The sequence below is a fragment of the Moorena bouillonii PNG genome (assembly GCF_001942495.1).
Classification (GTDB): Bacteria; Cyanobacteriota; Cyanobacteriia; order Cyanobacteriales; family Coleofasciculaceae; genus Moorena; species Moorena bouillonii.
Genome location: NZ_MKZS01000001.1, coordinates 4,529,777 through 4,534,818, shown reverse-complemented (window position 1 = coordinate 4,534,818; position 5,042 = coordinate 4,529,777). Strand labels below are relative to the sequence as shown.

Genomic DNA, 5,042 nt, shown 5'->3' with positions numbered 1-5,042 from the left:
CGTACGGTTCTGAAGACGAGTCAGGGAGGCGACTCCTCGGCTTAGTTTAATAAATCACCCGGTACATGAGTAAAACCGAGGTGCAGGCAGTATTGTTGCGTCGTACCGCGCGTTTCTTGGTTAGAAGTTACCGTCAGAATAAGGCAGCCTTTATGGTTTGTCGGCTATGGGTAAAAGGTTTAAAACTTTATGATTAAGGCTGCCTTATTCTAAGGTTTCGTCTCCGGAAGGTATGGGACTGAGTCTGTTAGATGCAGTTGAGCTTGGTTGGCTTGATTCCAAACATAGCAAGACTAAGGCTTTCAAGCAACTCCTCAACGGGATTTGAGGAACGTCCAGACAGATAAGTGGGAGGCTTGACTCCAATTGCTGTATGACCACTTCTCACTCGGACCACAATAAATTGTACCTTGACCGTTTTATCCCGGATTATCCCGATTAATTACGGTTTAAGAGTATCCCGAGGTATCCATTACCCCAACTAGATGAGACACAACCTCTTTAACCTGTTGCTCAATCATGACTAATTCAGCAACAGCATTACCAGTACTTGTTGCCATCCACAAAAAAGCGTTCGCGTAGCGTGGCCAAAGGCCAATCGCTACCCCTGTCCGAAGGCTATTGTTCTTCACGATTACATTCACACCCCAGCAGACTCTTTATCAAAAGTTGTGTTCAAGTATATTACCTGAAGGGGTGACGAAGATTAGCAGGAGTGTAAAGTAATATTGTTTAATATTATTTCTGTTTACATCGTCAACTGTAAACATTGATGGGAAGATGGGGAGATGGGGAGAGAGTCAATTGAGGCAATTGCAAGTTGTCAACCGATGCTACCAGATTTGATATAATCCCCCCAACAGTTCTTGAGTTCACTTACCTGCACCTACTTACAACCTGCAACCTGCAACCTGCAACCTCGAACCTGCAACCTGCAACCTCGAACCTGCAACCTGCAACCTTCAACCTTCAACCTTCAACCTTCAACTTTAAACCTTAAACCTGCAACCTCGAACCTTAAACCTTCAACCTTAAACCTTAAACCTTCAACTTTCAACCTTCAACTTTCAACCTTAACCATTGTTTCGGCTTGGTAGCGGATATTAGCTTGTTTCAACCGATTGAGGGCTTCACCCAAGCGATCGCATTCCGCAATCAAACTAATCCGCACATACCCTTCACCCCCGATACCAAAAGCATTTCCTGGGGTGAGGACTACTCCAGTTTGCTGCAAAACATCCAGAGCAAAATCCGTTGAACCTACCCCTACTGGGCAAGGAACCCACAGATACATGGTTGCCTTGGATTTAGGAATCTGCCAACCCAACTCTGCCAAACCCTCAATCATGAAATCTCGGCGGCGGCGGTAACGGTTTTGGACATCTTGAAGGTAAACATCTGACAGTTGCAAGGCGGCTTCAGCAGCGCTTTGTAAGGCAGCAAAGATGCCATAGTCCAGATTAGTTTTTAAGGTACGCAACCCTTGAATAATGCGGCTATTCCCCACTACAAAGCCAACGCGCCAGCCAGCCATATTATAAGTTTTCGATAGGGTATGGAATTCGACCCCAATATCCTTAGCGCCAGGAATTTCCAGCAAACTAGTAGGCTGATAGCCATCAAATGCTAATTCCGCGTAACATAAGTCATGTACCAGCAGAATTGAGTACCGACGGGCAAACGCAACAATTTCTTCAAAAAACTCCCTTGGGGCGGTAGCGGTGGTTGGATTACTTGGATAGTTAAAATAGAGGATCTTAGCTCGTTGGGCAACCTGATCCGGAATCGCACCTAAATCAATCAGCCAATCATTTTCCGGTTTCAAAACCAAACTGTGAATTTCCCCCCCAGCAATCAACGGACCCCGGAAGTGTACTGGATAAGCAGGAGAAGGTACTAAAATCAAATCTCCCGGATTCACATAGGCCAAGGCTAGGTGAGCTAGTCCTTCCTTAGACCCTAACAGAGGTAAAGCTTCATTGTCTGGGTCTAGCTCCACATCATAGCGGCGGTGATACCAATTCGTAATTGCCCGACGGAAACTAGCAGTCCCCTCAAACGGAGGATAACCGTGGTTAGCGGGATTTTTTAAGGCTGCGATCGCTGCTTCGATCACCGGCTGCGGTGCTGAACCATCAGGATTACCCATCCCCAAGTCAATCAAATCCAGCCCTTGCTCACGGGCTCTTGCTTTTAATTCATCTAAACGAGCAAATACATAGGGAGGGAGTGCGCTTAGTCGTTGTGCTGGGGTGATCAAATCTACCATTATCAGTGTCAGGTTTGGAAGTTAGCCGGTTGAAGGTCAAGATCTATAATTTTTGACTTTGGCCAAAAGGCCACGCGATGAAGCGAAGCTTCCGCTAAAAGCGATCGCGAACGAGTTGAGAGCCAGTGTAAGGGAAAATCCTAGTAATATTAAAGGGTATCAGGTTTGAGCTCAAAATCTGCAACCTGCAACCTTCAACCTGACACCCAACACCGTTGACCCGGCAACCTTCAACCTGCAACCTTCAACCTTCAACCTGACAACCTTCAACCTTAAACCTGACAACCTTCAACCGTTGAGGTTGTCAAACTTAACTCCTTACGACTCCCCTCAACTAGTACCCTAGTAGAAACCATTGCTGCCATCAGCTGTTCTGGAAGCACCTTAAAGGGTAGCCGATGAATATCAGAATTTTCCCCACAGGCAATCTCAGCTGCTTTCTGTAACTGAGCCAAGGTAATGGACCCTAATCCCAGGTCTTGGAGAGTTTGGGGCAAACCAAGCTCACTATAAAACTTCAGCAACTGTTGCCGTGCTGATGCTGCCAGTTGGTTCCCCTGAAGCATTTCTTCTAAACGCAGCTGCACCAAAATGCCATAAGCCACTTTTTCACCATGTAAAGAATCGTGAGCTGCTGGTATATGAGTTAAACCATTATGTACAGCATGGGCAGCAACAGTACGACATCGAGCTCCACCCAAGCCCCCAATCACACCAGCCAGTAAAACTGTTGCATCGACAACTTCCCGCCAAACCTCACTACCAGGTTGGGTTAGAGCATTAACCGACTTTTGGAACAAAATATCTCGCAATACCCTTGCCTGTTGGACAGCCGCAATAATTAGAGTATCTGTAGCGCTACCACTACTAACTGAAGCTTCGTACCACTTCGCTAAGGCATCACCAATCCCAGCCACTAGGGTACGTTGGGGCGCTGTCTGAATCAAGCTGTAATCGAGTACCAATAAATCTGGGCAACGGTCAAGTCCAACATCATACAGGAAAGCCCCATGGTCAGAATAGATATTAGATAGAGCTGTCCAAGCGGCACAGGTAGCAGCAGAGGTGGGTACAGTAACGACAGGTAACTGGCACTGGTGCGCTAGGATTTTAGCAATATCCAACGCCTTACCACCGCCAATCCCAATAATTAAGTCAGATTGATGAGCAGCAACGGCTTCTGAGAGTTTACCTAAAGACTTCTCACTGCAATCAGGACTGTAGGATGCGCATTCATACCTGAGTTGATGCTGTTCCAAAACCGATTCCAGTGATGAGGCTAGGGTAGCCAGAGTATGCTGGCCTCCTACAATCAAAGGACGATTTCCCAACCGTGCGATCGCATTTCCTGATTCTTCCAACGGACAACGCAGTACTTGAGTCGGTGCCACGTTTAGGGAAAGCAAGGAAGTAGGTGCTTGTTTGGTCATGCCTGTAGCCCAAATAAACTTTTGGTTTAGTAAGGTGAGTAATGACCTTACTGGGTGATAGGTTTCTTATTATACATTTTGCCCAACTTACAGGGGTTAGGGGTTAGGTATTAGGGTTTAGGTATTAGGTGTAGCCTTGGATGAAAACCTTTGAACCTTTGAACCTTTCAACCTTTGAACCTTTGAACCTTTCAACCTTTGAACCTTTCAACCTTTCAACCTGCAACCTTGCCCTTAAGGCCGTAGGCCACGCTGCGCGAACGGCCACGCTAGGCGAACAACTTTCAACCTTAACTTTGAATTAGCTCAAAAACAATTTACGCTCTGCTTCTCTGCGTTTGCTCAAGCCTAATAGGACTCGACCACCACCCTTGTTCCAACGAAGAAACTCATTGGCAGCCCCTTGATCATTACCCTGATTCAACTTACGTAACAATGTCGAGCGCCTAAACGCTGTTGGTCCTATATTGAACACAAAGCTAACTAGAGCAGAGAATTCATTATCAGTCAGTGATACTTTGACAAGATTACTCACCGTAGATTCAGAACTTTCTAAATCTTGTCTGAGCAATTTCTCCGCTTGCTCAACAGTGATGATATCTCCGATGCGAACACCAGCCGTATGACCCCATCCAATAGTAGGAATTCCCACCGGATCGATATAAGCTTCTACTCTGCCATCGGGGCACCTTTTATGGAGTCCTTCAAACTCTTTTACAAGATCTAAACCAGCTTGGTTAATGTTTCTATCGGTACCTGGTGGCAACTCTGGTGTTACTTTCTTGATGATAGCATCAAAGTAAAACTGAGCCGTTTGAGGACCAATAATTCCTTTTACGGCTCCAGTATTACCCAGTTTGTTAGCGTCTTTAAACCGATTGACTCCTGCCTCAGATAAGTCCAAGCCGCATTCTTGACACAGTTCAATAAAATTTTGTATAATTATAGGGCTAATAACGTCTTCTACCTCCAATTCCATTAATTCTTGGAGTTTACTAACCTGAGGCCCTGGCAGGTTGACTATAATGTCAAGTGCATAGCGTTCTTCCACAGAAAGGCTATCGAGTTTGATGTCTTTAATCGTTATAGCTGACATAGTTATATAACTTATAAAATAAACGTAACGTTATTGGCGATAAAATATGCTTTACTAATTATTATATTCCTAATTTTTTAATATGTAATGGATCAACGTTACAGCGGTTTGCACTTCAGTTAGGTACAAAGTTTTGGGTTTGTAGGGACTGAGGCCGTAGGCCACGCTACGCGAACGGAGCAGGGAGCACCTCTGCATCGCTTTCTTATCCCCCACACCCCACACCCCACACCCCACACCCCACACC

Annotated in this window: 5 protein-coding genes; 1 reads left to right on the top strand and 4 read right to left on the bottom strand. The window is 45.6% G+C overall.

The window, feature by feature from the left end:
• Window positions 1-449 precede the first annotated feature (449 nt).
• The 3 genes from BJP37_RS18380 to BJP37_RS18365 form a co-directional block, all read right to left on the bottom strand.
• Window positions 450-632, bottom strand: coding sequence for a hypothetical protein (locus tag BJP37_RS18380; RefSeq protein WP_143727675.1), 183 nt, complete (start codon window positions 630-632; stop codon window positions 450-452).
• A 428-nt stretch (window positions 633-1,060) separates the two neighbouring features.
• On the bottom strand, window positions 1,061-2,269 hold the full coding sequence (locus BJP37_RS18370) for an aspartate aminotransferase (RefSeq protein ID WP_438941509.1): 1,209 nt from the start codon (window positions 2,267-2,269) through the stop codon (window positions 1,061-1,063).
• A 272-nt stretch (window positions 2,270-2,541) separates the two neighbouring features.
• Complete coding sequence (locus tag BJP37_RS18365) at window positions 2,542-3,699, bottom strand: iron-containing alcohol dehydrogenase family protein (RefSeq protein ID WP_075900882.1); 1,158 nt, start codon at window positions 3,697-3,699, stop codon at window positions 2,542-2,544.
• 140 nt (window positions 3,700-3,839) lie between these two features.
• Here BJP37_RS18365 and BJP37_RS39505 point away from each other — a divergent pair, with 140 nt between their 5' ends.
• A complete protein-coding gene (locus BJP37_RS39505; RefSeq protein ID WP_158069651.1) occupies window positions 3,840-4,004 on the top strand; it encodes a hypothetical protein in 165 nt (54 codons plus the stop codon).
• Here the strand turns inward: BJP37_RS39505 and BJP37_RS18360 are convergent.
• Window positions 4,001-4,795, bottom strand: coding sequence for a lysozyme (locus tag BJP37_RS18360; protein ID WP_075900880.1), 795 nt, complete (start codon window positions 4,793-4,795; stop codon window positions 4,001-4,003). The genes BJP37_RS39505 and BJP37_RS18360 overlap by 4 nt on opposite strands.
• Window positions 4,796-5,042 lie beyond the last annotated feature (247 nt).

What these genes read in the sequence shown, in the direction of transcription:
- BJP37_RS18360 (WP_075900880.1), bottom strand. Translation starts at nt 4,795, where the DNA reads ATGTCAGCTATAACGATTAAAGACATCAAACTCGATAGCCTTTCTGTG.
- BJP37_RS39505 (WP_158069651.1), top strand. Translation starts at nt 3,840, where the DNA reads ATGAAAACCTTTGAACCTTTGAACCTTTCAACCTTTGAACCTTTGAAC.
- BJP37_RS18370 (WP_438941509.1), bottom strand. Translation starts at nt 2,269, where the DNA reads ATGGTAGATTTGATCACCCCAGCACAACGACTAAGCGCACTCCCTCCC.
- BJP37_RS18365 (WP_075900882.1), bottom strand. Translation starts at nt 3,699, where the DNA reads ATGACCAAACAAGCACCTACTTCCTTGCTTTCCCTAAACGTGGCACCG.